At 64.6% G+C, this 24,014-nt stretch carries 22 protein-coding genes; 10 read left to right on the top strand and 12 right to left on the bottom strand.

Annotated elements, in window-relative coordinates:
- The 11 genes from D9V34_RS12285 to gmd all read right to left on the bottom strand — a co-directional run.
- A partial coding sequence (locus tag D9V34_RS12285; RefSeq protein ID WP_147441697.1) for an Ig-like domain-containing protein occupies positions 1-1,559 on the bottom strand: 1,559 nt, incomplete at its 3' end.
- Between the two features lie 48 nt (positions 1,560-1,607).
- Positions 1,608-2,438: a sugar transferase gene (locus D9V34_RS12280; protein ID WP_121689089.1), complete on the bottom strand. Its 831-nt coding sequence runs from the start codon at positions 2,436-2,438 to the stop codon at positions 1,608-1,610.
- Positions 2,439-2,482: 44 nt separating this feature from the next.
- Positions 2,483-3,196 carry a GntR family transcriptional regulator gene (locus D9V34_RS12275; RefSeq protein WP_121689088.1) on the bottom strand — a complete coding sequence of 238 codons (714 nt, stop codon included), beginning with the start codon at positions 3,194-3,196 and terminating at the stop codon, positions 2,483-2,485.
- A 182-nt stretch (positions 3,197-3,378) separates the two neighbouring features.
- Positions 3,379-5,568: an Ig-like domain-containing protein gene (locus D9V34_RS12270; protein WP_121689087.1), complete on the bottom strand. Its 2,190-nt coding sequence runs from the start codon at positions 5,566-5,568 to the stop codon at positions 3,379-3,381.
- A 34-nt stretch (positions 5,569-5,602) separates the two neighbouring features.
- Positions 5,603-6,268 (bottom strand): GntR family transcriptional regulator, encoded by a 666-nt coding sequence (locus tag D9V34_RS12265; RefSeq protein ID WP_121689086.1) that lies wholly within the window; start codon positions 6,266-6,268, stop codon positions 5,603-5,605.
- A gap of 157 nt (positions 6,269-6,425) precedes the next feature.
- Positions 6,426-7,775 (bottom strand): Ig-like domain-containing protein, encoded by a 1,350-nt coding sequence (locus D9V34_RS12260; RefSeq protein WP_121689085.1) that lies wholly within the window; start codon positions 7,773-7,775, stop codon positions 6,426-6,428.
- A gap of 23 nt (positions 7,776-7,798) precedes the next feature.
- Positions 7,799-9,370, bottom strand: a complete 1,572-nt coding sequence (locus tag D9V34_RS12255) for a hypothetical protein (protein WP_183091980.1) — start codon at positions 9,368-9,370, stop codon at positions 7,799-7,801.
- A 227-nt stretch (positions 9,371-9,597) separates the two neighbouring features.
- Complete coding sequence (locus D9V34_RS12250; protein WP_121689083.1) at positions 9,598-10,116, bottom strand: acyltransferase; 519 nt, start codon at positions 10,114-10,116, stop codon at positions 9,598-9,600.
- Between the two features lie 87 nt (positions 10,117-10,203).
- Positions 10,204-11,457 (bottom strand): MATE family efflux transporter, encoded by a 1,254-nt coding sequence (locus D9V34_RS12245; RefSeq protein ID WP_121689082.1) that lies wholly within the window; start codon positions 11,455-11,457, stop codon positions 10,204-10,206.
- Positions 11,458-11,459: 2 nt separating this feature from the next.
- Positions 11,460-12,416, bottom strand: coding sequence for a GDP-L-fucose synthase family protein (locus tag D9V34_RS12240; RefSeq protein ID WP_121689081.1), 957 nt, complete (start codon positions 12,414-12,416; stop codon positions 11,460-11,462).
- Positions 12,417-12,422: 6 nt separating this feature from the next.
- On the bottom strand, positions 12,423-13,451 hold the full coding sequence (gmd, locus tag D9V34_RS12235) for a GDP-mannose 4,6-dehydratase (protein WP_121689080.1): 1,029 nt from the start codon (positions 13,449-13,451) through the stop codon (positions 12,423-12,425).
- 162 nt (positions 13,452-13,613) lie between these two features.
- On the opposite strand from gmd, the gene D9V34_RS12230 reads away from it, so the two are divergent.
- Genes D9V34_RS12230 through D9V34_RS12210 form a run of 5 tightly spaced genes read left to right on the top strand, consistent with a single transcriptional unit; the run spans position 13,614 to position 18,897 of the window.
- Positions 13,614-14,378 (top strand): WecB/TagA/CpsF family glycosyltransferase, encoded by a 765-nt coding sequence (locus D9V34_RS12230; RefSeq protein WP_183091979.1) that lies wholly within the window; start codon positions 13,614-13,616, stop codon positions 14,376-14,378.
- On the top strand, positions 14,378-15,520 hold the full coding sequence (locus D9V34_RS12225; RefSeq protein WP_121689078.1) for a glycosyltransferase family 4 protein: 1,143 nt from the start codon (positions 14,378-14,380) through the stop codon (positions 15,518-15,520). Before D9V34_RS12230 ends, D9V34_RS12225 begins: the two co-directional genes overlap by 1 nt.
- The gene (locus D9V34_RS12220; protein ID WP_121689077.1) at positions 15,517-16,923 is read left to right on the top strand and encodes an O-antigen ligase family protein; all 1,407 of its coding nucleotides are present in this window, start codon (positions 15,517-15,519) and stop codon (positions 16,921-16,923) included. The genes D9V34_RS12225 and D9V34_RS12220 overlap by 4 nt, the downstream gene beginning before the upstream one ends.
- Positions 16,916-17,746 (top strand): glycosyltransferase family 2 protein, encoded by an 831-nt coding sequence (locus D9V34_RS12215; RefSeq protein ID WP_183091978.1) that lies wholly within the window; start codon positions 16,916-16,918, stop codon positions 17,744-17,746. The genes D9V34_RS12220 and D9V34_RS12215 overlap by 8 nt, the downstream gene beginning before the upstream one ends.
- A 41-nt stretch (positions 17,747-17,787) precedes the next feature.
- Positions 17,788-18,897 (top strand): LCP family protein, encoded by a 1,110-nt coding sequence (locus tag D9V34_RS12210; protein ID WP_121689075.1) that lies wholly within the window; start codon positions 17,788-17,790, stop codon positions 18,895-18,897.
- A gap of 177 nt (positions 18,898-19,074) precedes the next feature.
- Here D9V34_RS12210 and D9V34_RS12205 read toward each other — a convergent pair whose 3' ends face one another.
- On the bottom strand, positions 19,075-19,278 hold the full coding sequence (locus D9V34_RS12205; RefSeq protein WP_121689074.1) for a hypothetical protein: 204 nt from the start codon (positions 19,276-19,278) through the stop codon (positions 19,075-19,077).
- 251 nt (positions 19,279-19,529) lie between these two features.
- Here D9V34_RS12205 and D9V34_RS12200 point away from each other — a divergent pair, with 251 nt between their 5' ends.
- The 5 genes from D9V34_RS12200 to D9V34_RS17850 all read left to right on the top strand — a co-directional run bounded on the left by D9V34_RS12200 (position 19,530) and on the right by D9V34_RS17850 (position 23,953).
- Positions 19,530-19,877: a type II toxin-antitoxin system RelE/ParE family toxin gene (locus D9V34_RS12200; protein WP_121689073.1), complete on the top strand. Its 348-nt coding sequence runs from the start codon at positions 19,530-19,532 to the stop codon at positions 19,875-19,877.
- Between the two features lie 2 nt (positions 19,878-19,879).
- Entirely contained in the window at positions 19,880-20,185 is a 306-nt protein-coding gene (locus tag D9V34_RS12195) for a helix-turn-helix domain-containing protein (protein ID WP_121689072.1), read from the top strand.
- Between the two features lie 80 nt (positions 20,186-20,265).
- Positions 20,266-20,961: a hypothetical protein gene (locus D9V34_RS12190; RefSeq protein WP_121689071.1), complete on the top strand. Its 696-nt coding sequence runs from the start codon at positions 20,266-20,268 to the stop codon at positions 20,959-20,961.
- Positions 20,958-21,767 carry a zeta toxin family protein gene (locus D9V34_RS12185; RefSeq protein WP_121689070.1) on the top strand — a complete coding sequence of 270 codons (810 nt, stop codon included), beginning with the start codon at positions 20,958-20,960 and terminating at the stop codon, positions 21,765-21,767. Before D9V34_RS12190 ends, D9V34_RS12185 begins: the two co-directional genes overlap by 4 nt.
- A gap of 98 nt (positions 21,768-21,865) precedes the next feature.
- Positions 21,866-23,953 (top strand): choice-of-anchor Q domain-containing protein, encoded by a 2,088-nt coding sequence (locus tag D9V34_RS17850; RefSeq protein ID WP_183091977.1) that lies wholly within the window; start codon positions 21,866-21,868, stop codon positions 23,951-23,953.
- Positions 23,954-24,014: the final 61 nt, after the last annotated feature.

The raw sequence follows: 24,014 nt of genomic DNA, 5'->3' as shown, positions 1-24,014 counted from the left end.
TAGGGTCCGTTGATCAGCGCAACGGTGGACTCACAGCTCCAGGTGCCGTTGGTGCCCACGGTGGTGGTGCAGATGTTTTTGGTGGAGCCGTTGACCTGGATGGTGGCGCCGACGGTTCCGGTTCCGGTGAAGGTGACCTTTTCGGTGGTGACGGTGGAGCCGTTGGTCGGGGTGGTGACCTGGACGCCCTGGCCGAAGTTGATGGTGGCCAGGACGGTGTCGGAGGTTCCGGTGCCGTAGGTCTGGGACACGTTTACGGTCTTGTTGCCGGTGCCCTGGAAGGGGACGGTGATGGACCAGGTGCTGTCGGTGCCGACGACCTTGGTGCCGATGATTTCGTTGGCATCGTTACGCACGTTGACGGTCGCACCGGGGATACCGGTACCGGAGAGCACGTTGTGGTCCACGGCCACGGTGGGCTTGGCAACCTTGTTGCCCACGGTGATCTTAAAGCCGGTGCTGGTGGTGGGGTTGCCATTGGCGTCGACCACCCTTGCAATTCCGCCGGTATAAACGGTTCCCGGGGCGGCGTTGGTATCGATCTTAAAGGTCATGACCTTGTCGGCACCCCAGTTGGGCTGCTGCCCACAGTCGGCGGTCGTCCCATCGGGGGAGATGACGCAGTACGTGGAGTTGATGGACTTGAACTTGGTACCGGCGGGCGCGATGAACTGCAGGCGACCATTCACATTGTTGGTGAACTTGACGGTGGCGGTCCCCTCCTCGCCGGCGTTGATCACGCCGTCGGTCGCGATCAGGTTGGAAGTGATGGTGGCACCCAGCGCATGGGTGTCGCGAACCTGGCCGTCATAGATGGCCTCTACCTTGCCATCGTTAAAGGTGCCGATGTGTGTGCCGTCGGAGGTCAGGGTGACCGTGCGATCTGCACCCCAGGTATCGGTGTTGACGCCACACAGGGCGGTCAGCCCGTCGGGCGAGATCGTGCAGGTGGAGTAATTGGTGGCGGTGATCCGTGTGCCGGTGGGAGCGGTGAATTTCAGCTGACCGTAGGCCGACCGACCAAATTTCACCGTGGAAACGCCGGTGAGACCCTGCGCAAAGGAGGGGGTGCTGACCGAGGCGAAGGCACTCTTGACGGTGGCGGTGAAATCGAGGGACTTGGAAACCGCGCCCGCCTTGACAACCTCAATCTTTCCCCCGGTAAGTGTGCTGCCCGCGGTACTTGACTCGAGGACCTTAAACGTGATCTTGCGCGCCGCGATCCAGCTGTCGCTCTCCTTACCCATCAGGGCGTAGGAGCCGTCCGGGGCGATGTACTCGGTCCAGTCGGTGGCGGTAACCTTCATACCCTGAGGCGCGGTGACCTTGATCTGGCCGTAAGCCGTGCCGTTGGGGAAGGAGAGGGTGCTCTCCACCGTGTAACCGCGCTCGGTGTTGATCGTGGTGAGGGCGAGATCGGCGGCGTTCACCTGGTTGTTGGTGGTCGCGGTCTTGGGCGAGGGATCGATCAGAGTCGAGGCGAATGCGGGCTGTGCGATGAGCGAGCCCAGTGCTACGGTGCAGAGCGCCGCGGCGGTCATGGTTTTACGCATGGTCATGAGGTGGTGGTGCCTTTCGGGTGTGTCAATGATGGGGGATAAAAAGTCTTAGTAGGCGCCGCGTGAACCCAGCACCATCGGTACGGTTCGAGCGAGGACCTTGATGTCGAGCGCGAGGGAGCGGTTTTCGACGTAGTGCAGGTCGAGGCGCAGCCCCTCGGACCATTCGAGGTCTGAGCGTCCGCTGACCTGCCAGAGGCCCGTGATTCCGGGGGAAACCAGGAGGCGTCCGTGGGCGTGGGGCTCGTACTGCTCCACCTCGCGGGGCAGGCCGGGACGCGGTCCCACCAGGCTCATCGAGCCGCCGAGGACGTTGAAGAGCTGGGGAAGCTCATCCAGGGAGAGCTTGCGCAGCACGCCACCCACGCGGGTGATGCGCGGGTCCTCCTTGATCTTGAACAGTGGACCGGCACCCTCGTTCAGGGCCATCAGCTCGTCCACCTGCTTCTCGGCACCGACCCGCATGGTGCGGAACTTGATGATCGAGAACTCGGTGCCGTTCAGGCCCACGCGGGTCTGGCGGAAGAAGATCGGGCCGCGGCTGTCCAGCTTGACGATCAGGGCGATGATCGCGAGGACCGGGGAGAGGGCGATCAGTCCGCAGATGGACCCAAACAGATCCAGGGCCCGCTTGGCCCAGGCACCCCGCTTTAGCTCACCCTGATCGATCGAGATTCCGGTGGATTCGATGATGCGCTCGGCGGCCGAGGCGGCGGTGACCGCGTGCGGGGCGAGAGCCGGGGCGGCCTTCGCCGCGGCCAGGTCGGCCTCATCGTGGGTCGCGGTGATGTCGAGGTGGGTGGATACCAGGCGCAGGTGGCTTGGTGCCGGGTGGGTGCCCGGGGTGGTGCGCAGCGGGGAGGTGGTGGTCGTGGACATGGGGTCCTTTCGTCGGGAAGCTGTGAGGTTGAGACAGCGGGGGGTTACGCGTATCGCGATTCGGTGGTGGGGCTGGCCGGCTGGAGCAGCGGGGCCAGGTGGGTGACGTAGTCGAGGACCTGGCGTTTGGCCGATTCCCGATCTCCGGCGCGGACGGCGTCTGCTAGCCCGCTGAGGCACGCGGTGCGCGGGCGCTCATCCCGGCTAAGGTCCACGCCGTGGGCGGCCAGCACCGGGGAGGTGAAGTACAGGGCCAGGGGGTGCAGTAGTTCCACCAGGACGCGGTTGACCGAGCGGCTCCACGGCGAGAAGGTGATGTCTTCGGCCACCTCGAGGAAGAGCTGGATGTCGGCGTCGGACCCGGTGCGGCGACCCTCGTTCTGTGCCGTCTCGTCCTCGGGGGAGGCGATGCGTAGCTCGCTGAGATCGAAACGCGAGTCGGTCAGGGCGAGGGCCACCAGGCGGCCGGCCATCACCAGACGGTCGTGCATGTCGGTGGCGTCCCAGTCGGCGATCTGGGTGTGACTGTTGCGAGCCACCTCCACAAAACCGGTCCAGGCGAGCCGGGTGATGGCCTCACGAACGGGGGTGCGAGACACGGCGAGCTCATAGGCGAGGTCATCGACTCGAAGCCGCTCGTGCGGGGTAAATCGACCGGAAATGATGTCCGCCAGGAGGCGTTCAAAAACGGTGTCGCCAAGGAGCCGCTGCGCAATCGCGCCGCGGTGACGAGAGGCACTACGGACTGATTGAATCATCGACTTCTCCACATCTAGTGATCTAATATTTCAGAACATGAAGAGTCTTACATAAATTTAAACTGATCGCAACACCATCTAATATTTCTGTTAAGAAATTTTCCAATTTCCGACGGTTGCGGGCAAAACAGTGGCCGGATCTCCATGGGGAGATCCGGCCACTGTTCGCTATTTTCGGGGTGCTAGCTGGCCTTGACGGTGAAGTGCAGGTTCACGTGCTTGAGGGCACCGGCGCGGTCCTGCTGGGTGACAACGAAGTCGTAACCGCCGTTGCCCAGGTCAAACGTGCCGGTCGCGGTCCAGTTGCCGTCCTTGTCCACGGTGGTTGAGGCGACGGGACGGGTGGTGCCGTTGACGGTGATCGTGGCGAACGGCTCGCCCTTGCCCGAATAGGTAACCCGCTTGGTGTTTACGGTGCTGTTCTGGCCGGGGGTGGTGACCGTCACATCCGCCGAGGCACCCGGACGAATCTTGAATGACACCTGGTCCCGCGTAACCGCGCCGCTGCCGCCGGCTGGGGTCTGCTCGACGTTCAGCGTGTAATCACCGTTCAGGTCCACGGTGGAGGGTGCTTCCCAGTTTCCGTTCACGTCAACGGTCGCGGTCGCCACGGTCTTGGAGGTTCCGTATACCCGAATCGCCGCACCGGGCTGACCGATGCCCTTGAAGAGCGGGCGCAGCGTGTGCAGAACCTCGTCCTTGATCGGGCTGGTGAACTTAACCGGAGTGCTCACCGGGTTGTACTTGTGGGTGAAGGAGATCGTGGTGTTTGAATCAATCGTGCCCGAGACCTGCTTGATTCCGAAGGTCAGGGGGCCGTTGGGAATCGGAACGGTAGAGACGCAGGTCCACGTGCCACTGGTGGTCACCTCGGCCGAGCAAATGTCCTTGGTGGCGCCCTTGACATAGACGGTGGCACCCACGGTGCCGGTTCCGGTGAAGGTCACCTTCTCGGTCAGTACGGTCTCGCCCGCGGCGGGGCTGGAGATTTGTACACCCTGGCCGAAGTTCAGCGTGGCCAGTGCGGTGTCCGAGGTGCCGGTGCCGAAGGTCTGCGAGACGTTCACGGTGCGGGTGCCATTGCCCTGGAAGGGAACGGCGATGGACCAGTTGCCGTGGGTGTCCACAACCTTGGAGCCGAGGATTTCGTTGGCGTCATTGCGGACGTTCACGGTGGCACCGGGGATGCCCGTTCCGGTCAGCACGTTCTGATTCGCCGTGAAGGTGGGCTTGGCCACCTTATTGCCGACGGTGACCTTAAACGTGGCGCTGGAGATCAGCTTTCCGCTGCTGTCGGTGACCCGTGCGATGCCGCCGGTGTACACGGTGCCGGGTGCCACGTTGGCGCTGATCTTGAAGCTCAGCAGTTTGTCCGCACCCCAGTTGGGCTGGTGTCCGCAGTCTGCGGTGGTGCCATCTGCCGAAATCACGCAGTAGGGCGAGTTGATGGATGTGAACTTGGTGCCTGCCGGCGCCACAAACTGCAGGATGCCATCGAGGTTCTTGGTGAACTTGATCATCGCGTTACCCTCTTCGCCGGCGTTGATGACGGCGTCGGTGGGGATCAGGTTCGAGGTGATGGTGGCCTTCAGCGCGATCGAGTCGCGAATCTGACCGTCGTAGATGGCCTCAACCTTACCGTCGGTGAAGGTGCCGGTCTGGGTGCCATCGGATTCCAGGGTGACGATGCGGTCGGCACCCCAGGTGTCGGTGTTCACGCCGCACAGTGCGGTGAGCCCATCTGGAGAAATCGTGCAGGTGGAGTAGTTGATCGCCTTGATCCGGGTGCCGGTGGGGGCGGTGAACTTCAGCTGCCCGAACACGTTCTTGGCGAACTTTACCGTTGAGGTACCGGTGAGCCCCTGTACAAAGGAGGGGATCGATGTGGAGGCGAACGCTGTGTTCAGGGTGAAGTTGAAGTCCAGCTTCTTGGTGACCGAACCATCCTTGATGACCTCAATCTTGCCGCCGGTGAGGGCGGCGGGAGCCGAGGTGCCCGGCACTGCCTGGAGCGAAACCTTGCGGCTCAGGGTCCAGGTGTCGGTGTTTTTGCCGAGGATGGCCGTCTTCTTGTCGGCCGAGATGACCGCGTCGGACGTGTCGATCTTGGTAATGATCGTCCCCTCGGGGGCGGTGTACTTTAGTTGACCCTCGACCTTGCCGTTGGGGAAGGAGACCGTACCCTCGACGTCGGTGCCGCGATAGCCGGTAAACGCGGTGATGGCGATATCGGCGGCGGCGGTTTGGTTGTTGGTGGTGGAAGCCTTGGGCGAGGGGTCGACCAGGGTTTCGGCGAAGGCGGGCTGCGCGATCAGCGAGCCCAGGGCGACGGTGCAAAGCGCTGCGGCCGTCATGGTTTTACGCACGGACATTGTGTGCCTTTCGATTTGTGGTGATTGGTATGGGTCAGGAAGGGTCAAATGCGGGGACTAGGTCGGCGAGATAGTCCTCGAGGTAGCCGTGGGCGGTGGCTCGATTGCCTGCTCGGAGTGCGGTGCTGAGCTCGTCCAGAATCTGAATGCGTTCGGCGGATCGGGCCGCCAGATGTACGCCGTGCTGGGCGAGGAGTGGTGAGCGCAGATAGAGCCGGAGGGGTCGGTGCAGCTCCTCGAGAATGCGATTCACCGCGCAGCTCCACGTGGAGCGAGTGATGTCTTCGATGAGATCGAGAAACGCGCGGGTGTCCCCGATCATTCGGAGCTGTTCCGGCGAGGTGGATGCCAGGCGGAGGGCGCGTAAATCGAGTCGCTCATCGGCGAGTGCGAGGAGGGTGAGTTCCCCGCCCATCCGCAATCGGTCGCGCATGTCGGCGGTATTCCAGTTGGCAATCTGGGTGTGACTGTTGCGGGCCACGTCGACAAAACCCGACCATGCGAGCCGGGTAATCGCCTCGCGGACGGGGGTTCTGGAGACGGCGAGTTCGCGCGCAATTTCGTCCACCCTGAGGCGTTCGTGTGGGGTAAAACGCCCGGACATAATGTCGGCCAGGAGTCGCTCGAAGACGGTGTCACCCAGCAGCTGCTGCGCGTGCGCCCCGTACTGACTGTATTCGTGCTGAGTGGACCGAATCATGTTAATCTCCCCATCTAGTTATCTAACATTTCACGATAACGCAGCAGGGAGTTGGTGATTCACCGAGGGGGAGAAGCTATCTAATATTTATGTATTCCGAAGGTGTCGACGCTGACGGAGGCGGGGTACCCGGACGCATCGGGTACCCCGGCATGCACTAGCGCGGGGCGATAGTGAATGCGTGCGAGATGACCTGTGGTGCTGCGGGTCCGCTCTTCTGCTCGATGGATACTCGGTAGGAGCCCGCCCCCAGATCAAACTGGGCGGGGGCCTGCCAGTTGCCCTCGTTGTCCACCGTGGTCGAGGCGATTGTGCGCGAGGTTCCGAAGACCCGGACGGTCGCGCCCGGGGTGCCGGTGCCGGCGAAGGTCGGGCGCGCGGTAGGTGAGGCCGAATCCTGGTTGGGAGCGGTGATTGTTACCGGGATGGTGGGACTCGGTGCCGGAACCGCCTGAGTGAACGACACACTGGTCGTCGAGACAACCGAGTCTTTGCGCTGGGAGACCGTAAGGTCGTAGCGGCCGTTGGCTAAGGTGAAGGTCGCGTCGCAGTTCCAATCGCCGCCCTCGCGCACGGTGGTGGTGCACACGGTGCGGGTTGAGCCGGCAACCGTGATGGTGGCACCCGGTGCTCCGGTGCCGCTGAATTTCACCGTTTCGCTCGTGTTGGTGGATCCGTGAGCGGGCCCGCTCACGGTGGGTGCGATGGTGGCACCATCCACGGTGACCGAGAAGGAAGCCTCGCTGAGGAGTGCGCCGTTCTTCGTAACCTGGGCTCGGCCCCCGGTCAGCACCGCGCCGGGGGTCGCAGACTCACCCACACGCAGAGTCAGGGTCAGCGGCATGCTCGGGCTCGCGGTGACATCCCCGCAGGTTGCGGTGCGTCCGTCGGGCGAAATACTGCACCGTGGATTGTTGCTGCCGATGAACGTGCTTCCAGTCGGTGCCGTGAATACGTGGTCACCGCGCAGGCTCGTTGCGTAGTTCGTAAACAGTGTGCCCTCGGCACCGGCATTGATAATGGGGCTGTAAACCTCCAGACTTGCCTTCACGCTCCCTGAGAAGGTGAACGAGTCCATCACGGTGCCGCCGCGAAGAATGTCAAAGCGTCCGTCGGTGCGGTTACCCGGGGTGGTTTTCCCGTCCCAGCCGAACTCGAATTGGGGGCTGCCTGACCACACCGTGGCGTCTTCACCGCAGAGGGCGACGCGGCCGTCCTGGCTGAGCTGGCAATCGAGGCCGCTCAGGCTTGTGATGACCATGCCGGTGGGCAGGGTGATGCGCAGCTGGCCGGTTACCGACTTGATGAAGCGGGGCCCGTTGCTGGTGGTTTTGCCCTGGAAGACCGAGAACGAGACCGGGAGCTTGCCAAACGCGGTGTCGGAGACGGCCGCGCTGTTGGGTGCAGGTGTATCGATGCTCCCGGCGGCAAAGGCCGGCTGGGCGAACATCGGGCTAAGGGCGGCAGCGCAGAGCGCCGCGGTGGCGAGGGTTTTTCGCATGGTCATGAGTGGTGTGCTTTCTATGCCGGTTAGAGCTTGATGGAGAAATGGACCCAGTCAAAGGACTTGGCGGCACCGTTGATCGGCAACTGTTCGGCGCTGATGTTCAGTCCTCCGCTCAGGTCAAACGGGGTGGGGATCGACCAGTGTCCAGCGGTATCCACGGTTGCGGTGCCGATCGTGCGGGAGGTGCCATAAACGCGGACGGTTGAACCTGGCTCTCCGGTGCCCTGGAAAACTGGTCGCGCGGTGTGAACGGTTTCATTCTCACCGGGGCTGGTAAATGCCACGTCCTTGGCCGAGGCGGTCGACTGGCGTGTAAAAGACACGGTGGCAGAGGAAGTGACGGTGCCGCTCTGGCGGGCGGTTACGGTGTATCCACCCGGGGGGAGCTCGAAGGTGGCGTCACAGCTCCAGGTGCCGTTTTCGGTGACCACGGTGGTGCAGATGGTGCGCGTGGTTCCGGCCACGGTTACCGTGGCACCCACGGTTCCGGTCCCGGTGAAGGTGGCGGGGGTGCCGTTCAAGACGCCACCGTGCATGGGGGAGGTCACCACCATGCCCTCGCCGAAGTCGACGTTCACCTCGGTAGGCTTCGAGCTGCCGGTGCCCAGGGTCTGGGTCAGGCTGAAGGTGTGGTTGCCGCGTCCGGCGAAGGGGATATCGATGCCCCAGAGGCCGTCGCCGCGCACCTCGGTGTGTGCCACCAGCTGGTTCTTATCGTTGTGAACGTTGACGGTTGCCCCCGGGATTCCGGTGCCCCAGATCGAGTTGAGCTGCTGCTCAAACTCCGGGGTTGCCAGCTCGTCACCCACGGTCACGCTGAACGTGCTGCTGGTGATGGCCGCGCCACCCGCGGCGGCGAGGCGCGCGGTGCCACCGGTCAGGACCGTACTGACGGGGATGGCGGGGTCCACAGCGATGGTTGCGGTCAGCGGGTCACGCCAGCGGATCGGCCCGGCGCAGGTGATCGTGGTACCGCTGGCCGAGATCTGGCAGCGCGCATCGGAGACCCGTGTGAAGGTGGTGCCCTGCGGTGCGGTGAGGGTGAGAAATCCGGTGCTCGCGATGGCAAAGCTCGCGGTTAGGTCGGCACTGCCACCCACCTGAACGGTGGGGCTTGAGGTGGCGAGGTTGGCGGTGACCGTCGCGCTCAGCGCAACGGTGCTCACGGTGGTGTCGCCAACCAGGATGCTGATGCTTCCGTCGGTTGAGGTACCCGGGGCGGTAACGCCGTCCGAGGCCAGGGTCAGCGCGATCGGGGCATTCCAGGTGCTTGCATCGGTTCCGCACTCGGCGGTCGAGCCATCGGCGGCAATGGTGCAGCCGGGGATCTGAACCTGGTTGATGCGGGTTCCCGAGGGGGCGGTGATCAGCAGTCGCCCGGTGGCCGGCGCGCTGAAGCGGATCTGGGTGTTGCCGGCGGTGCCCTGGATGAAGTTCGGGGTTACCGGGGTGATCAGGGAGGAGGTGCTGGCATCGGGGGTCGTGGTCGCGGACGCCGTGGGCGGGGTGTCCTGGGGCTGGGCAAAGGCCGGCTGGGCAAGCATCGGCGTAAACGCTGCGGCGCAGAGCGCCGCGGTGGCAAGGGTTTTTCGCATCGGGTAGGTGCCTTTCACGCGGGAGCGCGCAGGGACCATCCCCCGATACCACACTCCCCATCTAGTCGCCTGATATTTCAAGCACTGCCGAGCTTGCCAAACTCTTTTGGGAAATGCAACGACATCTAATATTTAAAGGAAGTGCTCGGGAATTCCGGTCGAGTTGGGCTCCCAGACACGCCGAGGGGGCACCGACCAATAGGTTGGTGCCCCCTCGGATGCGACTGCTAGCGCTGATGGTTTTTGACGATGAACTTGCCCCGGCTTCGGGCCAGGTACTCGGCCGTGCCGCAGATTTCCCGCGCCGGATTTCCGGCAACCACGGTGTTCTCCGGCACATCCCGGGTGACCACCGAACCGGCCCCCACGATGCTGCCCGCACCCACGGAGATCCCGGGCAGGACGATCGCGTTCATGCCGATAAAGGCATTGGTGCCCACCAAGACCGGGGCGTAGCGGACAAACTCCTCGCCCTCGCGCAGCGCCCCGAGCTGGACGGCAACGCGATCCAGACTGAAGTCGTGTGTCAGCAGTTTCACGTCATGGCTGATCACCGCGCCATCCTCGATGGTGATCGCGTTCGGACGGCCGATATCAAAGTAGGCTCGCGGGCTGACCCACTGCGGATTGGCCACGACGATGCCTGCCCGGCGCAGGGTGGCCACGGTGAAGCGGCGGTACGGGGTCTGACCGAGCCGGCGAATCAGCGGGCCAAAACGGAACAGGAGGAGCCAGAGCTTGGACATGGGGTGCCTTTCGGGTGGGGCGAAGCCAGTGGGGGAGGTGGGGGCGATGAGGTTGGGGGTGAGGTGGGGGAGTTGAGGGGGAATCGGCTAGGCGAGCGCCGCGCCCAGACGCGGGGAGACCGGACGCCAGAATGCCAGCGCGAACAGGCCGGGTACCACGATCCAGGGAGCTGCCGCCGCCGCAATCGCGACGGTGAGGGGCGCGCCAGCCGGACCAAACAGGGCCGCGAAGATGGCCATCGAGGCGAGCAGGGTCATCACCCGCACCCAGAACAGCAGATGGCTCGAATGGCGATAGCGCAGGAAGGTGGACAACAGGGAGGAGGCACCGAGCGCCCCGATCAGCAGCGCACAGGCCAGGGCGAGGTCGGCGGCGGCGATCCAGACCTCCTGGGTGAGCAGCCGGGAAATCGCCCCGCCGGCGACCAGGGCAATCGCCCCGTAGCACGCGCCCACCAAGACAAACGCGGCCACCAGGAGCGCGGGTTGCCGCAGGGTGCGCAGGCGCAGATCCGCACCCGGATCCTGCTCATAGGCGCGGGCGGACCCGCGCAGCATCCGCACCAGGAACGGCGAACTCGCCGTTTGTGCGAGCTGAAGCGGGCCGATAAAGAGGGAAATCGCGGTACGGAATGCGCCGGCCAGCTCGGGGGAACCCATGATGCCGGCGAGGAACACAAACCCGTTTACGGTGGTGGCCATCAGCAGAGCGTCCAGTGCGAGGAAGGGGATGTCACGACCATAGTGTCGCCAGTAGCCGCGGATTCGCAGCGATTCCGAGCGCGGCTGGCCGAGCAGCGACACGGCCGTGCCCACGCCGTAGGCCAGGACCATCGAGGCGGGAACCACGCTGTCAGCGGGGAGGTCGGTGAGGCACAGTAGCAGGCCCAGGAGCAGCAGCCCAAACATCACCGCGTCGCTGCGCACCACGCGGGTGAAGTCGCCGGTGGCCAGGTCGATCGTGCGGGTGATGTCATACAGTGAATAGGTGATGGTTGCGAGGCCCAGCAGGATGCCCGGGAGTGGGAGTCCCACCGAGAAGCCGACCAGGGCCGGGATGGTGCCGGTGAGGGCGGCCACCAGTGCGGTCAGGATGAGCGCGGGACGCCGCGCCCAGTAGGCCGCCGTGGCATCCCCGGATAGGAACACCAGGATCGGGATGGACCCGGCCCCGCGCACAAACGCGACCACGATGAAAAAGGCCGAGAGGATGATCGCCACCCGCCCCCAGGTGTCGGGGGCCATCGCGAGTGTGCCCACCAGGGTGACCACCATCCCCGCGATGCTGTAGAGCCCCTGGGCACCGATGGGGGCACCGAGTGAGCGAATCTTCCCAAGCATGACTAGCTCCGAATCGAGTCGCGGTGCGCGCGATACCAGGCCACGGTGCGGGTGATGCCCTCGGCGAGGGAGACCTGCGGGGTCCAACCGGTCGCGGTGATCCGGGAGATATCGAGGAGCTTCTGCGGGGTGCCGTCGGGCTTGGTGGTGTCCCATTCGGTGTCACCCGCATAGCCGGTGGCGGCGGCAATCGCGGCGGCGAGTTCGGCAATCGAGACATCCTCGCCCACACCCACGTTCACGTGCTCGGGGGCGTCGTAGGTGTTTAGCAGGTGCACGCAGGCGGCGGCCATATCGTCCACGTGCAGCAGTTCGCGGCGCGGGGTTCCGGTGCCCCAGTTGGTGACCGAGGTGCTCCCGGCATCCGCAGCCTCGGCGTAGCGGCGGATCATCGCCGGAACCACGTGCGAGCCGGTCGGGGAGAAGTTGTCCCCGGGGCCGTAAAGGTTGGTGGGCATTGCCGAGATCCACTTCAGCCCGTACTGGCGGCGCACGGCCTGGACCTGGATGATGCCGGCGATCTTGGCGATCGCATAGGCGTCATTGGTCTCCTCGAGGTGGCCGGTCAGCAACGAATCCTCCTGGATCGGCTGGGGTGCGAACTTCGGATAGATGCAGGAGGAGCCCAGGAATAGCAGGCGGTCGATGCCCACCTCGGCGGCGGCGTCCATCACGTTCACCTGAATCTGCAGGTTTTCGGAGAGGAAATCGGCCGGATAGGTGTTGTTGGCCTGGATCCCGCCCACCTTGGCGGCGGCGAGGATCACCACATCGGGGCGCTCGACGGAGAGGAATTCGAAGACGGCGCCGCGATCACGCAGATCCAGCTCGCTCGAGGAGCGACCGATCAGGTGGGTGTGCCCGAGGGATTCCAGGTGTCGCCAAATGGCGGAGCCCACCAGGCCTCGATGGCCGGCCACGAAGATGCGGGTTTCGGAGGTCAGGGTCAGGGGGGTCATCGGGGATTACTTCTTCCAGCTTGCGAGGTTGACGGTGTCGATCCAGTTCTTGCCCGGGTGGTTGAGTGCCTCAATGTCGGCGTCCACCATCAGGCGGGCCAGGTCATCCGGGCGCACGGTGGCTTCCCAGCCCAGCTTCTCGCGGGCCTTGGTCGGGTCGCCAACCAGGGCATCCACCTCGGAGGGGCGCAGGTAGCGCTCGTCGAACTTGACGTGATCCTCCCAGTTGAGGCCCGCGTGGCTGAAGGAGATCTCCAGGAAGTCCTTGACGGTGTAGTCCACGCCGGTGGCCAGCACGAAGTCCTCGGGCTCATCAACCTGCAGCATCCGCCACATGCCCTCGACGTACTCGGCGGCGTAACCCCAGTCACGCACGGCGTCGAGGTTACCCATGTAGAGGTGCTCCTGAGTGCCGGCCTTGATCGCGGCAACGGCGCGGGTGATCTTGCGGGTTACAAAGGTCTCGCCACGACGCGGCGACTCGTGGTTGAACAGCACGCCGTTCACGGCGAACATGCCGTAGGCCTCGCGGTAGTTCTTGGTGATCCAGTAGGAGTACATCTTGGCCACGCCGTAGGGGGAGCGCGGGTGGAACGGGGTGGACTCGCTCTGCGGCGGCGGGGTCGCGCCGTACAGCTCCGAGGAGGACGCCTGGTAGAAACGGGTTTCGATGCCGGACATACGCACGGCCTCCAGCAGACGGACGGTTCCGGTTCCGGTGGCATCCGCGGTGTGCTCGGGCTCATCGAAGGAGACGCGCACGTGGGACTGGGCGGCCAGGTTGTAGACCTCGTGCGGCTTGATCTGGGAGAGCAGCGTAACCAGTCGGCCTCCGTCGCGCAGGTCGCCGTAGTGCAGGAAGAGCTTGGCGTCCTCGTTGTGCGGGTCGGTGTAGAGGTGATCGATGCGCGAGGTGTTGAAGGTGGATGCTCGGCGGATCAGTCCGTGGACCTCATAGCCCTTGGAGAGCAGGAGCTCGGCGAGGTAGGAGCCGTCCTGGCCGGTGATGCCGGTGATAAATGCGCGCTTGGTCATTGCTGTTCCTTTTGTTAGGGGTTCGGGATTCGCCGGGGTGATGCGGGTGGCGAGGCGAGGGAAGATCTTGTCGACCCTCTTGATGTTTCAGCATGTCTTGTGCTTTACTACTAATATATTAGATGGTAACCCGAAATGTCCACTCAAGTTTGGAAAAAAATTATGAGCCTGCAAAACATCACCACCACGGCCATCGCCGGACTGCCCGTTTGTGCCATTAATCCCGCAGCCGCATCCACCGCCGTGTGTGAGGCGGCGGCCCAGCACGAGCCCGCCGACATTCACCTGGCCAACGCGTTTGTGGTTTCCCTCGCGCACCAGGACGAGCGTTACCACGAGCTGCTCGCACAGAGCGCGGCAATTTTTCCCGACGGAAAGCCGCTCACGTGGGCGTCGCGTATTAAGAGAGGCAGTAACCTCTCGCAGGTGCGCGGACCGTCACTGTTCGAAAACGTAATTAGCGAGGGGCGCGCCACCGGACTGCGCCACTTCTTCCTGGGGAACACCCCCGAAACCCTGGGACTGCTGACCGCCGAACTCGAGCGTCGCTACCCGGGCATGATCGTGGCCGGTTCCTACAGTCCGCCCTTCCGTGCACTGAGCCAGGCTGAGCTTGCGGCCCAGGACGACCTAATCCGGGAAACCCGTCCCGACATCGTCTGGGTGGGCCTGGGTACCCCCAAGCAGGATGCCGAAGCTCGCCGCGTGGCCGAGGAGCTGGGCCTGGTCGCCATCGCAATCGGTGCCGCGTTTGACTTCATCGCCGGGACCAAGAAGGAGGCCCCGGAAATCCTGAGCACGCTCGGGCTGGAATGGGTCTTCCGGTTCGCCTCCGAGCCGCGCCGGCTGTGGCGTCGCTACCTGATCGGCAACCTGGTGTTCTCCTGGGCCGTGCTGAAGCCGCGCGCAAAACGGGTCGCGGCGTAATGAGTACCGCACAGCCCGAAACTGTGAACGGCCGGCACAGCCGCGTCATGGTCATCAGCCAACTGCCGCCGCCCCTGCACGGCAGCACCCTGATGACCGCCCGTCTGCTTGACATCCTCGCCCAGAGCGGGTGGACCACCCGACTGGTGGATCGCCGCTTCAGCCAGGACATCGGCGAGGTGGGTACCGCCTCCGCCCGTAAGATCCTGCTCGCGGTGGGCCTGTGGTGGCGCACCCTCTGGACGACGCTCACCTGGAAGCCGCGCGCGGTGGTGTTTTTTGCCACGACCCGCACCGGATCCTTCCTAGTCGATTGGATCGTCTCTGAAATTCTGCGCCTGACCGGTGCCCGGACCGTCCTCTATATCCACACCGTGGGATTCCGAGACCTGGCCGCCCGCAGCGGCATCTGGAGCTTCTTCGTGCGTCGTCTGCTGGGCTCCGCGCACAAGATCGTGACCCTCGGCCCGACCCTGGTGGCCGACGTGGCACCGTTTGTTCCCCAGCCCGAGTCCACCGTGGTGTGCATCGCCAACACTCCGACCGGTCTGCCGGAGGCGCTCACCCCGCAGGCCCCCACCACCCGCAATGTTCTGTTTCTCTCCAACATCATTCCCGGAAAGGGGGCCGACGTGTTTGTCACCATCGCCCTGGCCCTCTTCCGTGGACGCGAGCGCGGCACCTTTGCCCTGGCCGGACCGGCCGGAGACTCGGCGCTGGTCGAGAATATCGACACCCGGATCCGCGAGGCCGGTGCCGAGCGTTCAATTAGTCGTCTGGGATCGGTGGGTGGGGAGACCAAGTGGAATGCGCTGACCGGTGCATCCTGCCTGGCCTTCACCTCCGAGCTGATCGAGGCTCAGCCGCTGACCATTATCGAGGCCATGGCCTGCGGTACCCCGGTGGTGGCATTCCGTGTGGGCGGCATTCCCGACCTGATCGAGGACGGCGTCACCGGATTCCTGGTGGATGCCGGAGACACGATCAGCTTCGAGGCACGTGTGCGCTCCCTGCTGAACGACGCCGTGCTGCGCGACCGGATGGCCCGCGCCGCCCGCGCCCGCTTCGAGCAGAACTTCTCCGAACTGGCCTTTGCCGGATCCTGGACCACGGTCCTCACCGGAGCGGGTGACATTCGATGACCTCCACGACCTCGCGCCGGATTCGCCCGCTGCGCCCGGCACTCCCGTTTGGAAAGGCCCGGGTAATTAACCGCGGTGCCGTCCGGGTTGCCGCGCCCACTGCCGCCCCCGCCGCGCAAGATTCCGCGTCGGCTTCGGCCGAGGTCGCTTCCGTGCCCACCGCCACGTCTGCCGCGCAAAACTCCGCGACGGTCTCGGGCTCGGTCGCTCCCGCACTGCCGAAGGCGCGCGTTCCCTGGATTGTGCTGGTTGCCTGCGCGATCGCGCTGCTGATCAACGTGCCCGCCCGCTGGTCGGTGGGGCCGGTATCCGCCTCGGCGGCAATCACGCTGCTGATCGCCGTCGCATTCGTCGCCTGCATCCCGCTGCTGCTGCGCAAGCGTTCCGACGCCGTACGCGGACCGCGCGTGCTGCCGATCACCCTGGGAATCTTCCTGGCCTACTCGGGCGGACGCCTGCTGCTGAGCCCCTCGATTGAGGGTCTGCAAAACGTTGCGGTCTTCACCATGTTCATTCTGGGGATCTGCTTTGCCGCCCAGGGGGCGACCCCGGAGCGCGCGATGCGTGCCCTCTCGGCGCTGCGCTGGACCGGCATCATCGTGTCGCTGGTGTTCCTCGGGGCGCTGGGCGCCGGCATCGAAATCTACGATGAGCGTGCCCTCGCGCTGACCGCGCTGATCCTGCTCTCCACGGCGATCGCCGTGCCCGCGGCGGGCCTGATCCTGCGGCTCTCGCCGTTCATCATCACCGCGGCAATCGTCTCCAGTCTCTCCCGCACCGCCTCAGTCATCGCCGTCACCCTGTTCGCCTTTTTTGTGGTGCGCCTGCGCCGAGGCAACCGGCTACTGCTGGCAATCATCACCCTGAGCATCGCCCTGGTGGGCGTGTGGCTGCTGGTCACCACCTATGAGCCGCTGCGCGAACGCTTCCTCGAGGGGGACAACGCCGCCGACTTTGGCGGGCTGACCATCAACACCTCGGGCCGCTCGGTGCTCTGGGAGATGACGCTGGACAGCGCCGCACAGAGCCCCATTATCGGTAACGGAGCGGGCAGCGCGAGCGCCCTGATCTCCGCCCACTTCACCAATATCTCCCATCCGCACAACGAATACCTGCGCCTCTACCACGACTACGGCGTGATCGGCCTGGCCCTGTTTGTCTGGGGTTTCGCCACGCTACTCGGCCGGGTGGGCCGCCGTGCCGCCCACTCCGATAGCCCGATCCACTGGGCTGCGCTGATCGCGATGGTTGCCGTGGCGCTCGCCGCCACCACCGACAACGTCATCATCTACCCCTTTGTCATGCTCCCGCTGGGCGCCCTCGTGGGCCTGTCCCTCGGCCTTCCCGATGAGGCTGCCGCGTCCACTCCCAACCCGAAGAAACGAGTACCCGCCCGTGTCTAACACCCCAAAAATCTCCGTCATCATGGCCGCCTACAACAATGAGGCCACGATCGGTGCCGCCCTGGAATCCCTGCTGGTGCAGACCATGCCCGACTTTGAAGTCGTCGTGTTTGACGATGGCTCAAGCGATAAGAGTGGACTGATCGCCTGCGAGCTCAACGATCCGCGGATCCGGGTGATCGGCCTGGGTCGCAACGTGGGGCGCGCCGCCGCCCGTGACCACGCGATCCGCGCCGCCCGTGCCGACATCATCGCGATTGCCGACGCCGACGACGCCTCGCTGCCCACCCGCCTTGAGGATCACCTGGCGATCTTTGCCGCACACCCCGAGGCCACCGTAACCTATGGACAGATCACCTCGGTGCTGCCCGACGGGACCCCGCACAATGCGCTGCGCTTCCCCGAAACCGCCGCCGAGGTGGATGCGCAGATCCGCCGCGGACGGATGCCCGTGCCGCACACGGCATCGGCCTTCCGGCGTGAGTGGTACCTGACCAGCGGCGGCTATGACAAGAGCATCCGCTGGTGTGAGGACTACGACCTGTTCGCCCGCGCCTGGGCACCGGGCACCTATGTGCCGGGCACCCGCGTGGGGGCCCGCTACACGATCGCCTCCCGCTTTCCCTCCTGGAACTACTGGTGGGAAAACGAGCGTCACCTGCGTGCGATCAACGCCCGGATCCAGGCGGTGGGTCGCCCTGCCGCCGGCGGCGAGCCGTTTTCCCCGTTCCTGCAGCGCAACTCCCGTGGCGGTACGCACGCCATCGAGTTGTTCCGCTACGTCGCCGTTCGCCTGCGCGACACCCTGCGCGGCACCCACTAACCTCCCGAATCTGCATCAACCACCCGAAGGACATCCCGAACATGAATTCCCCCATTGATGAGCTGCTCTCCACCGCCGAAACAGACGTGCCGACGCGCGCCGAGCGCAAGGCCGCCAAGAAACCGTGGACCCGCACCCGCAAGATTGTGGTGTGGTCCACCTCCTCAATCCTGGCGATCCTGCTGATCGGCATCGCGATTGCCGGCTCCTATGTGGCGAGCCTTGCCGACACCTACAACAGCAACGTCACCGTGCTGCCCAGCGCCGAAACCTTCCCCAAGGAGGAGGCTCGGCCGCCGCAGGCCACCGACGGGTCCCGCAACATTCTGCTGCTGGGATCCGACTCCCGCGGCGACGCGACCATTGCCGGCGAGGACACCGGCAGCAATCAGCGCTCGGACGTGCTGATGCTGGTGAACATTGCGGCTAATCGCAAGGACGTGACCGTGATGTCGATCATGCGTGACCTCTGGGTGCCGATCCCCGGTCATGGCAACGCCAAGATTAACGCGGCCCTCGCCTGGGGTGGTACCCCGCTCGTGGTGGAGACCGTGGAATCGCTGCTCGGTGTGCGCATCGACAACCTGGCGATCATCGACTTTGAGGGTTTCCGCGGCATGACCGACGCCCTGGGCGGCGTAGATGTCAACGTTGAAACCGGCTTCACCCGCAAGGACGAGAACATGACCTTCCCGCAGGGCATCAACCACCTCGACGGTGTGCACGCCCTCGGTTTTGTGCGTGAGCGTTACGCGTTCCCGACCGGTGACTTCCAGCGGGTGCGCAACCAGCAGCTCTATCTGCAGGCGCTGGGTTCCGCACTGCTGAGCAAGGATACGCTGACCGATCCCACCAAGATCTCCAATTTTGTGACCGAGACTTCGAAGTTCCTCTCGGTGGATTCCGGGTTCGACTTCCCGACGATGGTCGAGCTGGGGCTCAGCCTGCGCGATCTGCGGGCCGAGAACATCCACTACTTCACGATGCCCACCGCCGGGACCGGCTGGTCCCCGGATCACAAGCAGTCCATCGTCAACCTGAATTCCGCGGCAATTCCCGCCCTGCGCGAGGCCATCGCCCACGACACCGTGGCCGACTATGCGGCCAAGGTCGCCGCCGGAACCGCGCCAGGAATCGCTCCGGCAAAGTAGCTGCTAGCTGCTAGCTGCTAGCTGCTAGCTGGCTGAATGGCGGATGCGTTGGCTGGTGGGGTGAGGGACTGGGGTGACGGACTGGGTGACGGTTAAATGGCGGATCCCCGGGGGAGGGAAAACCCGGGGATCCTCTTCATCCCGTTTCATCCCGAGTTTGCCCGGGGAAGCGGGGGCTTATGAGCCGGCGAGCGGCGAGTGCAACCGAACGGCGGCGTTGTCGAGGTGGCTGGTGGGGGCGAATCGCTCGGGCAAGGTGCCGGCGGTTTCGGCTGCGGTGTCCATCGGCAACGGGATGGAAACCACCGAGGTGGTGCCGCACGTGATTTCGAGCGACCAGGCGAAAACGTCGGAGACGGCGGAGCTGGGAAGAACGGACATTGTGTGACCTCCTGTGGTTGTATCCCCATTCAACGTGATGACCGGTTAAGCCAGCGTTAACACACTGAAATCCTCTGCGTACGGTTCCGGGCTCCCCGAAAACCATGGGCTTTCGCGCCTAGCGTGGGCCCACGCGAATGTAGGGGAGGATACATGTTTCGAATCATGAGAATGACGCAGGTGGGGGAGCGCGCACATCCACGATCAAAACCTCTTGCGTTATATAGCCCCAAAGTTGTAGGCTGACAGTCATGTGGACCATAAATGTGGAACACATTATTCAATGGCTGCATGAGCTGGATCAATCGTCATATGAGCAGGTCATCGCGGCTCTCGAATTACTTGCCGCGCATGGTCCCGCACTTGGTCGCCCAATTGTTGACACCGTGTCTCATTCTCGCCACCGAAATATGAAGGAACTTCGGCCCGGCTCCTCGGGACGAAGCGAGCTTCGTATTCTGTTCGCATTCGACCCACAGCGTCAGGCGATCATGTTGGTGGCCGGTGACAAGTCCGGTAACTGGAACAAGTGGTACATGAAAAATATCGTTGTTGCCGATGATCTATTCGATAAGCATCGGCGAGAGCTGGGGAGGTAACGATGAATACGAGCCTGCAAGACGTACTGCGCGAGCGTCCGGTCGATCGCGCAAGCGTTGACGCGCATAAGGAGCGGATGATCGCGGCGATCCGGTCGTTTCGGCTGCGAGAGCTCCGGGAAGCCTGCTCGCTGACACAGGTTGAGCTGGCGGCGCGGCTCGATGTGAGCCAGAATCGCATTTCCCGTCTGGAAAATGGCGACATCGAACGAGCGCAGGTGGATACCCTGCGTCGCTATGTGGAGGCCGTGGGGGGAACGCTGCGTATCGAGGTGGAGCTCGGAGACGAAAATGTCCGTATCGCGTAGCGGTTCATAGGCCGGCAGTGTCGGCACCGAGGGTGCCTCCAGATGGCAACGCTGGTACATTCGGGAGTGGAGGTGCCATCATGGCCGATCACGGGCAGGACAGCGAGGATCAGACTCCGGAAAACGACTCGGAGAACACCTCGGGAAGCAAGCCGGAGCGAACCCCGGATGTGCGGCGCACGCCGCCCTGGGGGCGCGACGGGGAGCGCCGTCGTCCCGGCAACGGCGAGGATGTGCGCCGTGACCTGCGCCGGATGATGCAGCAGGCCGACGCCGCTGTACCCGGCGACCGCGAATCCGGTACCCACGAGCCCGGTGCGCACGAGTTTGGTGATCGTCGCCGTGGTCGCCGCGAGGGTGGCCCCTGGGCTCCGGGCAACGAGCGGCGCGGGTTCGCCGACCTGCGCTTTACCCGCGGGGTCTTTGCACTGAGTGATCAGGGCTGCTCGGTACAGGAGATCGCCGATCGACTCGAAGTTCCGGTGGAGGAGATCACCCGCCGACTGGCCCGTCGTGAGCTCTATCGAGGGTCGGTGGACCTGCGCGATATTGTGCTGGACCGGCAGTCCGGCACCATCAGCACCGAGGAGATGATCCGCCGGCTGAGCGCCCTCAGCCTCACCGCCCACACCCCGGGCACCCGCGGCGCTTACGATGGTGCGGCGAGTGCTACCGGAACCGCGCGCCAGCTCATGGCCGTGCTGCGGGATGGACTGATCACCGAGGCCGAGTATGAAGCCGTGCGTCAGGCCGCCGCGCGGCGCAGGGCCCGGTGAGCGCCGCCCGAGAGCGGGTTGCCGCACAGTTGGAGCGGGTGCTGCAGCGCGACGGACTCGACAATCCCTGGGGCGACCGCGAGGACGCCTCAACCCGCTGGATCTTTGGCGACGGCTTCCTGTACGACACCTCCCGGCTGCGTTTCCAGGAAGACCTCATCGCCACCGCCCGCGACCGCAATCCCGGATCCTTCGGGGGAGTGCTCGCCGCCGTGGTGACCGCCGGCCCGCCCGGGGCGGGGAAATCCACCGCGCTGGCCAACGACCCGCGCCTCGCCGGTTTCCGCGACATCGACGCCGACGACTTCAAGGACGCCCTGCTGCTCGATGCTCGGGATCGCGGCCTATTGGACCACTGGTTGAGCACGAGCCTGGACGATGGCCGCCCGATCATGCCACGTGAGCTGGCCGGGTTTGTGCACGCCGAATCCACGGCGATTGCCGACGCGATGCGAGAGGCCTGCCTGATCGATGGCGAGAATATCGTCATTCATGGCACCCTCTCCAGCATCGACTATGTGGGTGCCTTGCTGGCGGAGCTGGATGAGTTCGGATACGAGCAGCTGATCATCTACGACGTCGAGGTGCCCGCCGAGGTTGCGGTGGAACGCGCCCTGGATCGTTGGTGGAGCGCCCGCGAGCTGGGTACCGATCCGTTGGGCGGCCGTTTTGTGCCGCCCGCCGGGATCCGCGCGTACTACCCGGATGACGCCGCTCGCGCCGTCACCGCGGCCAACGCTCAGGCGCTCCATGATCGCGCCTATCGACTCGGCTGGGACGTGGATCTGACGGTGGTGGCCCCCTAAGAGTGGAGAGAACATAACGATCGTTCTGCGCTAGTGCGCTGGACGCGTCACGCTGCTAGATTCCGAATCAATATAGTTCGTATTGATAAGGGGTCTTGGTGTTCAAAAAACTGGTTGCGGCATCCTCCGCCGGCATCCTGATCGTGGGAGCGAGTGTGTTCGCCGCGGTCCTCCCCGCCCAGGCGGCCACGCTCACGATTACGTCGACCGTGGATGGGGCCGCGGGCTCGCTTCGTTCGGTCCTTGCTCAGGCGCAGCCGGGGGATGTGATCGAGATCCCCGAGGGATGGGACATCCCCCTCACGCAGGGACAGCTTCAGGTGGCCGGCACCCTGACCATCCGCGGGTCCGGCGGTGCGCGTCCGAGTGTCCACTCCATCCTGCCGCAGAACCCCGTCGCGCTGATTCGAGTGGCACCCGGTGCCGGGCTCACCCTCGAGGGGATCAATTTCGGTGGGACACAGCCGCAGAACATTGGTATTCAGAGCTGGTTTGGTGCCGGGGCGCTGACGATCCGAGACGCCGAATTCGTGGGATTCACCCGGTCCATTGCGGTCGAGGATACGAATTATCCGGTGCTGATTGAGCGGGTGAAGGTCACCGGTGGTGACATCGGCCTGGGCCTCGGTGCGATACAGCCCGGCAGCCCGGTGGTGGTGCGTGACTCGACGTTTTCCGGTCAGGGGAACTACGGGGTTATCGTGGCCGGTGTGGACGGGTCCGCGGGCAGCAATCTGCTGGTGGAGCGCACAACCTTCACCGGCATCGGCAATGGTGAAATCGGTGACGCGGCGATCCGAGTGGGGGTGGTTTTCGCTACCCGACCCGGGGATTCTCCGGCACTTGACCTTCGAGACAGCGTCATCAGCGATTCGGACTTCTCCGCGGTGGGCGGAGCGATTCGCGTGGGGAACGTGTTTAGTCCCGGTCAGCAACGCGGCCCGAGTGTGCGGCTGTCGGGGACCTCGATCATTCGTTCCACCGCCTCGCCGATCATCTACTCCGACGTGAATTCACCAGGTGCCGGCGGCGTTGCGGTGAACGACCGGGTCGTGATCGAAAACTCCACCATTCAGGGTTTCCCCGATAGCCGGCTGTTCTCCTTCTTCCAACAGCGCCAGGGCAAAATTGCCGACACCGTGGTGGATATCGATCACTCAACAATTCAGGGCACACTCAACACCCCCGAGGACGCATCGCTAACCGCGCACCTCACCAATACGGTTATCGACAGCGGATCCACCGCGCTGTTTGACGTGGTCAAGACGACCCACACTGCCGCCGACAGCGTCTTCACCGTGAACGTGCCCGAGTTTCCCACTGGGAACCGGATGATCGCCGCGGCCGATTTGGGACTTGCAGCGCTCGCTCCCGCGTCAAACGGGCTGCCGGTGCGCCTGCTGACCGCCGCCTCTCCGCTGTTGGACACCGCCGCGGTCACCAGTCCGCTCGGGACCGATCAGCGCGGGAAGTCGCGGATTGCCGGGCCCGCGGGCGACGTGGGCGCGGTGGAAATGCAGCGCTGGGTCCTGACCATCGAGGGTGGGGGAGCGGTCGTGGCCGGTTCCACCGCCTCCTTCACGGTTCGAGTGGTCACCCCGGGTGAACTGCCCGCAACGGCCACCGTGGGTACCGAGAATGGTACCGCGATCGCCGGAACCGACTTTATTGCGTCTGCACAGATCATCACCCTGAATCCGGCCTCGATCGCGACGACGTTCCCGGTTGCGGTAGGCACGCTACCCGCGGGGGCGGATCTGAGTACGTTCCGGGCACGACTGACGGCGAGGGCGGGGGACTCCGTCCAGGAGCCCGTGGCCGAGGCGACGATCCACAACACGATCTTCTCGACGCCGACCCCCACGCCGACGCCGACGCCGACGCCGACCCCCACGCCGACGCCGACGGGCGGCCCGGACACACCGTCCCCGACCCCCACGGCTAGCCCCACCGGGGGTCCGGACACCCCGTCTCCCACCCCGACGCCCTCACTCTCGGTGAGCCCGACGGCTACCCCGTCCACCTCGCCCAGCCCGGTGATTATCGCGGGTTCGGGAACCCCCGATCCCCAGGGCGAACTGGTTGCGACGGGTGCCCCCACGGGCCTCATCGGGTCGGCCTCGATGCTCGCCCTGATGCTGCTGTTGGCCGGTGGAGGAATCCTGCTGCGTCGACGATCGGCCTAGGCCCCGCTCCAACCCCCTGTTCAAAATACAAAATGGTTGTTATTCTTGCGCCAAACGCTGA

The organism is Mycetocola lacteus, from assembly GCF_003667575.1.
Lineage (GTDB): Bacteria > Actinomycetota > Actinomycetes > Actinomycetales > Microbacteriaceae > Mycetocola > Mycetocola lacteus.
The sequence above is the reverse complement of the archived record's forward strand: the minus strand, read 5'-3'. Positions and strand labels throughout refer to the sequence as shown.

Excerpts from the sequence above, each read along its gene's own strand:
- D9V34_RS12260 (WP_121689085.1), bottom strand. The coding sequence starts at position 7,775 with ATGACCATGCGAAAAACCCTCGCCACCGCGGCGCTCTGCGCTGCCGCC.
- D9V34_RS12205 (WP_121689074.1), bottom strand. The coding sequence starts at position 19,278 with ATGTCCGTTCTTCCCAGCTCCGCCGTCTCCGACGTTTTCGCCTGGTCG.
- D9V34_RS12220 (WP_121689077.1), top strand. The coding sequence starts at position 15,517 with ATGACCTCCACGACCTCGCGCCGGATTCGCCCGCTGCGCCCGGCACTC.
- D9V34_RS12280 (WP_121689089.1), bottom strand. The coding sequence starts at position 2,438 with ATGTCCACGACCACCACCTCCCCGCTGCGCACCACCCCGGGCACCCAC.
- D9V34_RS12250 (WP_121689083.1), bottom strand. The coding sequence starts at position 10,116 with ATGTCCAAGCTCTGGCTCCTCCTGTTCCGTTTTGGCCCGCTGATTCGC.
- gmd (WP_121689080.1), bottom strand. The coding sequence starts at position 13,451 with ATGACCAAGCGCGCATTTATCACCGGCATCACCGGCCAGGACGGCTCC.
- D9V34_RS12245 (WP_121689082.1), bottom strand. The coding sequence starts at position 11,457 with ATGCTTGGGAAGATTCGCTCACTCGGTGCCCCCATCGGTGCCCAGGGG.
- D9V34_RS12200 (WP_121689073.1), top strand. The coding sequence starts at position 19,530 with ATGTGGACCATAAATGTGGAACACATTATTCAATGGCTGCATGAGCTG.
- D9V34_RS12190 (WP_121689071.1), top strand. The coding sequence starts at position 20,266 with ATGGCCGATCACGGGCAGGACAGCGAGGATCAGACTCCGGAAAACGAC.
- D9V34_RS12225 (WP_121689078.1), top strand. The coding sequence starts at position 14,378 with ATGAGTACCGCACAGCCCGAAACTGTGAACGGCCGGCACAGCCGCGTC.
- D9V34_RS12230 (WP_183091979.1), top strand. The coding sequence starts at position 13,614 with ATGAGCCTGCAAAACATCACCACCACGGCCATCGCCGGACTGCCCGTT.
- D9V34_RS12240 (WP_121689081.1), bottom strand. The coding sequence starts at position 12,416 with ATGACCCCCCTGACCCTGACCTCCGAAACCCGCATCTTCGTGGCCGGC.
- D9V34_RS12195 (WP_121689072.1), top strand. The coding sequence starts at position 19,880 with ATGAATACGAGCCTGCAAGACGTACTGCGCGAGCGTCCGGTCGATCGC.
- D9V34_RS12270 (WP_121689087.1), bottom strand. The coding sequence starts at position 5,568 with ATGTCCGTGCGTAAAACCATGACGGCCGCAGCGCTTTGCACCGTCGCC.
- D9V34_RS12265 (WP_121689086.1), bottom strand. The coding sequence starts at position 6,268 with ATGATTCGGTCCACTCAGCACGAATACAGTCAGTACGGGGCGCACGCG.
- D9V34_RS12275 (WP_121689088.1), bottom strand. The coding sequence starts at position 3,196 with ATGATTCAATCAGTCCGTAGTGCCTCTCGTCACCGCGGCGCGATTGCG.
- D9V34_RS12255 (WP_183091980.1), bottom strand. The coding sequence starts at position 9,370 with ATGCGAAAAACCCTTGCCACCGCGGCGCTCTGCGCCGCAGCGTTTACG.
- D9V34_RS12210 (WP_121689075.1), top strand. The coding sequence starts at position 17,788 with ATGAATTCCCCCATTGATGAGCTGCTCTCCACCGCCGAAACAGACGTG.